We start from the raw sequence: 4,649 nt of genomic DNA, 5'->3' as shown, positions 1-4,649 counted from the left end.
GTTGACCTCGGATCTTTCTGCGACCGCGAGGTCACCCCGCGCAACCTGCTGCTGCGGGCTTCTCGAGGATGACCCATGACCCTTTCGCCCAAGTGACACGTTCCTGGTCCCGTTGACTCTGATCGCCCCGAAGCGGTCGTTCGACCACACATCATGCGTGGCCCGCCCGGTCCTGCTTCCTCACATGCTCCGCCGGGGCCATCGCGCGCCAGGTCAGCGCCCATGAAGACATCCGACTTCCGGCGCCCGTCACGGCCGCGGCAAAGCGCTGGGTAAAAATACCCACCAGCTCCTTGAACTGGATTCAGATTGTGAGTAACCTCTCGTTGTGCAATGCAGCACGGATTCTCGCCGGGAGTCCCCGAACTGCGCATTGCCACGTTGATTGTAGCCGCGCTTCGCACCGGTCCGAGCGAAGCCCACCACAGGTATGCGCCATGAGTTTGAGTCTCGCCCGGAATCCCGATCGGTCCTACGATATCCTGCGTTCCGATCACCAGCATCTGCGTTCGATCTTCTCCCCGAAGTCGATCGCCCTGATCGGCGCCACCGACCGGGTCGGCAGCGTCGGCCGCACCCTGCTGTGGAACCTGCTCAGCCATCCCTTCGGCGGCACCCTGTACCCGGTGAACGGACAGCGCCAGAGCGTGCTGGGGGTTCGCGCCTATGCCTCGGTCGCGGATGTGCCGGAAGCGGTGGATCTGGCGATCATCGCTACGCCGGCACCTACGGTGCCTGCGGTGATTCGGGAATGCGTCGAGGCGGGCGTACGCGGTGCGATCGTGATCTCTGCCGGTTTCCGGGAAATCGGAGCCGATGGCGCGGCCCTGGAGGTCGAGATCCAGGAAGCCCTGCAGCACAGCGCGCTGCGGATCATCGGACCCAACTGCCTGGGCGTGATGAGCCCGCGAACCGGCCTGAATGCCACCTTCGCCGGAGTGATGGCCCAGCCCGGCCACGTCGCCTTCATCAGCCAGAGCGGCGCGGTCGGCACTGCGGTGCTCGACTGGAGCCGGCAGCACAACGTGGGGTTCAGCACCTTTGCGTCCATCGGTTCGATGCTGGACGTCGATTGGGGCGATCTCATCCACTACCTGGGCGATGACCCGCACACCCGTAGCATCGTGATCTACATGGAGAGCATCGGCGATGCCCGCTCGTTTCTCTCCGCCGCCCGCGAGGTCGCGCTGACCAAGCCGATCATCGTCATCAAGGCCGGCCGCACCGAGGCCGCCGCGAAAGCGGCCGCGTCCCACACCGGCTCCCTGGCTGGCAGCGATGCGGTGCTCGACGCCGCCTTCCGCCGAGCCGGGGTATTGCGCGTGGATTCTCTGGACGAGATGTTCAATGTCGCGCAGGTGCTCGCGAAGCAGATCCATCTGCCGCAGGGGCGCCGTCTGACGATCCTGACCAATGCCGGCGGCCCGGGCGTGCTCAGCACCGATACCCTGATCACCGGCGGCGGCGAGTTGACCCAGCTGCACGAAGACAACCTGGCCGAACTGAATGCCGTTCTGCCCCGGCACTGGAGCCACGGCAACCCCGTCGATATCCTGGGCGATGCCGATCCTGAGCGCTACGCCCAGGCCTTCGAGATCGCCGCGCGTGATCCGAATGCCGACGGCATCCTGGTGGTGCTGACGCCCCAGGCGATGACCGATCCGACCCGGACCGCCGAGCGCATCAAGGAATGCGCCAAGGATCTGAAGAAGCCGGTGCTGGCCAGCTGGATGGGCGGCACCGAGGTCGTGGCTGGCCAGGCGATCCTGAACCAGGCCAATATTCCGACCTATTCCCACCCGGATGCCGCCGCCCACCTGTTCAACCTGATGTGGCGTTACCACTGCAGCCTGAAAGCCCTTTACGAAACCCCTGCCCCGGCGATGACCTGGGATGAGTCCGGCCTTGCCCTGACCCAGGTGAAGCGCCTGCTGAAGCAGGCCGCTCGCGACCAGCGCACCGTGCTGACCGAACTCGAGTCGAAGACCCTGCTTTCGGCCTACGGCATCCCGGTGGTGGCAACCCACAAGGCGCACACCGCCGCCGAGGCCGTGATCCAGGCCCAGGCGATCGGCTACCCGGTGGTGGTCAAACTGGACTCGAAGACGCTCACCCACAAAAGCGACGTCGGTGGAGTGCGCCTGCACCTGACCGATGACGCGGCCGTGACCGCCGCCTTCGAGGGGATCCGCGACACCGTAGCCGCCAAGGCCGGGGCGGAGCATTTCGATGGCGTCACCGTGCAGCCGATGATTTCCCGGGACGACAGCTACGAACTCATTCTCGGCAGCAGCGTGGACGCCCAGTTCGGCCCCGTGCTGTTGTTCGGCGCTGGCGGGCAGATGGTCGAGGTGATGCGCGACAGCGCCGTCGCGCTCCCGCCCCTGACCACCACCCTCGCCCGCATCCTGATGGAGCAGACCCGCATCTATGCCGCGCTGCAGGGCGTGCGCGGCCGCGAAGCGGTGGACCTGCCGCAGATCGAGAAGCTTCTGGTCCGCTTCAGCCAGCTTATCATCGAGCATCCCGAGATCAAGGAAATCGACATCAATCCCTTGCTGGTATCCCCGATGGACGCATCCGGACACGGGGCCTTGCGCGCCCTCGATGCCCGGGTACTCCTGCACGCGCCGGACGTGGATGTCCGGACCCTGCCCCGCCCGGCCATCCGGCCCTATCCGATCCAGTACGTCAGCGATTGGGTCCTGAAGGACGAGCGGGCCGTGACGATTCGTCCGATTCGCCCGGAGGACGAGCCGTTGATGGCACAGTTTCACCAGAACCTGTCCGAGGGCAGCGTCTACCTGCGCTACTTCCACATCATGCAGCTGACTCAGCGCGTGGCCCATGAGCGGCTCACCCGCATCTGCTTCACCGACTACGACCGGGAGATGGCCCTGGTGGTCGACTATCACGACCGGGAACGCGACGAACACCGTATCCTCGGCGTCGGGCGTTGGAGCCGGCTGCACGACAGTCGCCACGCCGAGTTCTCGATGCTCATCAACGATGCTGATCAGCGCCTGGGTATGGGCACGCAACTGCTCCGCCTGCTGGTGAACAGTGCCCGCGAGGAAGGGGTGACGCGGATCACCGCCGACATCCTGAGTGAGAACCAGGGCATGCAGCGCGTCTGTCGCAAGGTCGGCTTCCACCTGGGCCTGCCGCAGGACGGCGTGGTCGAGGCGAAAATCGAGCTCGATTGCGAAACGGCACGCGTCAGGGCCTGCGCCTGAATGCCGGCTGGTATTGGGGCCGAATGGGCTTCTACAGGCTCAGCCCAACCGGTGTCGGGTTGGCAGGTTCGTCATGGAAGTGCGTCAATCTGCGCGGCCCCGCTGCCGCCTGCGGAATCACGCGTCAGCGTGCCGGCCTGATGAAAGCGAAGATGTTGGTCAGTCCAATCACGTCCGTGACCACCAGGATGAGGAACACGATCACCGCGACTTCCAGTACGCCGGCACCGGCCGGGAGTTGATCGAGACGGGCGTTCAGATCGGAGATCTCGGCGTCGGTCAGCCGCGCAACGCGGGTCTCGGCATCGGCCGGGTCGACGCCCATGCGGGTCAGGGCATCGCGTACATCCGGGGAACCCAGGCGCTGCACCAGCGCCGCCCTTTCGGCACCCGCGGTTGCGGCATGGATCAGCGACCCGGTATCGAGCATCCCGGCCATCAACGGGCTTACCGGAAGCAGAGCCAGCAACAGCGCGAAAAGAAAGCCCAGGACCTTCGAAGGGTGTCGGTTTGCCTTCATCATCATGGTCTCCTCTGGTGAATTCGATCACGCTGGGTTGCAGCGTACTTCGCGGAAGCCCCGCGGATCGATCGCATTTAAACGATGTCTTCGCTCAAATATGACCGGTCATAAAGGCTGAGTGTAGCCCGAATAAACGCTCTTTTCCTCTCTGGCCCAAGGGCCAATGTACGGGAGACCAAGAGCCATACCCTCACCAACACCACTCACCAGTCCGTCCCGGTCGGCCACCCGATGACCTGCGGTGGCCTGCGCATGAAAGCATCCAGTATTGAACGCGGGACTGCCCCTGCCCGCTGACCTTCAGTCTGCGCGCCGGCGCTGCTGGCACCGGCGCGCACTGCTCGGTCCTAACGCTCCAGCAGCCGGATCTCCTCGGCGATAATGAAGCCGCGCAGATCCTCCGCGACGTGCTGGTCGTGGATGCTCACCTCACCCGAGCGCACCTGTTCGGCACCGGGATGGTCGCTGTGCAGCCACTGCCAGGTGGCCTGGCCGGGGTACATCACCGGCAGTTCGGTCCACCGCAGCGCTTCGTCATCCGCCGTGGCAACATCGTCGACCCGGACGGCGACGATGTCGGCCTCGTCCACGCCGAGGCCGAGGGTCTGCGGCAGCGACACCTGGTGCCACCGCGCCCCCACCTGGCCGGTATGCACGGCGAAGGCAACGTTATAGACGCCGCCGTCCTCCAGGCGCTTGCTGTCCTTCGGGTTGGGTGCCTCCAGGGTTCGCGTCAGGCGAATCCGCCAGGCGCCATCCTCGTAGCCGCCCTCGGCGGCGATAGCGCCCCGGCTGCCGGAGGGCGCGCGCAGGAAGCGCTGCGGGATCACGTCATCCACCTGCCAGTCGTGCTCGGGGTCGAAGGCCACCGAGTTGTTCTCGGAAATGAA

The 4,649-nt window shown here is 65.5% G+C and carries 3 protein-coding genes; 1 reads left to right on the top strand and 2 read right to left on the bottom strand.

Annotated features, from left to right (window positions below; translation table 11 throughout):
- Positions 1-437 precede the first annotated feature (437 nt).
- Positions 438-3,236: a bifunctional acetate--CoA ligase family protein/GNAT family N-acetyltransferase gene (locus EA346_RS14980; protein WP_296759932.1), complete on the top strand. Its 2,799-nt coding sequence runs from the start codon at positions 438-440 to the stop codon at positions 3,234-3,236.
- A 124-nt stretch (positions 3,237-3,360) separates the two neighbouring features.
- Here the strand turns inward: EA346_RS14980 and EA346_RS14975 are convergent, their stop codons facing one another.
- Positions 3,361-3,756: a DUF6627 family protein gene (locus EA346_RS14975; RefSeq protein ID WP_296759933.1), complete on the bottom strand. Its 396-nt coding sequence runs from the start codon at positions 3,754-3,756 to the stop codon at positions 3,361-3,363.
- Between the two features lie 350 nt (positions 3,757-4,106).
- A partial coding sequence (locus EA346_RS14970; RefSeq protein WP_296759931.1) for an ethylbenzene dehydrogenase-related protein occupies positions 4,107-4,649 on the bottom strand: 543 nt, incomplete at its 5' end.

Source organism: Thioalkalivibrio sp. (assembly GCF_007692535.1).
Classification (GTDB): domain Bacteria; phylum Pseudomonadota; class Gammaproteobacteria; order Ectothiorhodospirales; family Ectothiorhodospiraceae; genus Thioalkalivibrio.
This window is presented reverse-complemented; position numbering and strand designations above follow the sequence as displayed.

Coding starts and splice junctions, on each gene's coding strand:
- EA346_RS14980 (WP_296759932.1), top strand. CDS start 438: ATGAGTTTGAGTCTCGCCCGGAATCCCGATCGGTCCTACGATATCCTG.
- EA346_RS14975 (WP_296759933.1), bottom strand. CDS start 3,756: ATGAAGGCAAACCGACACCCTTCGAAGGTCCTGGGCTTTCTTTTCGCG.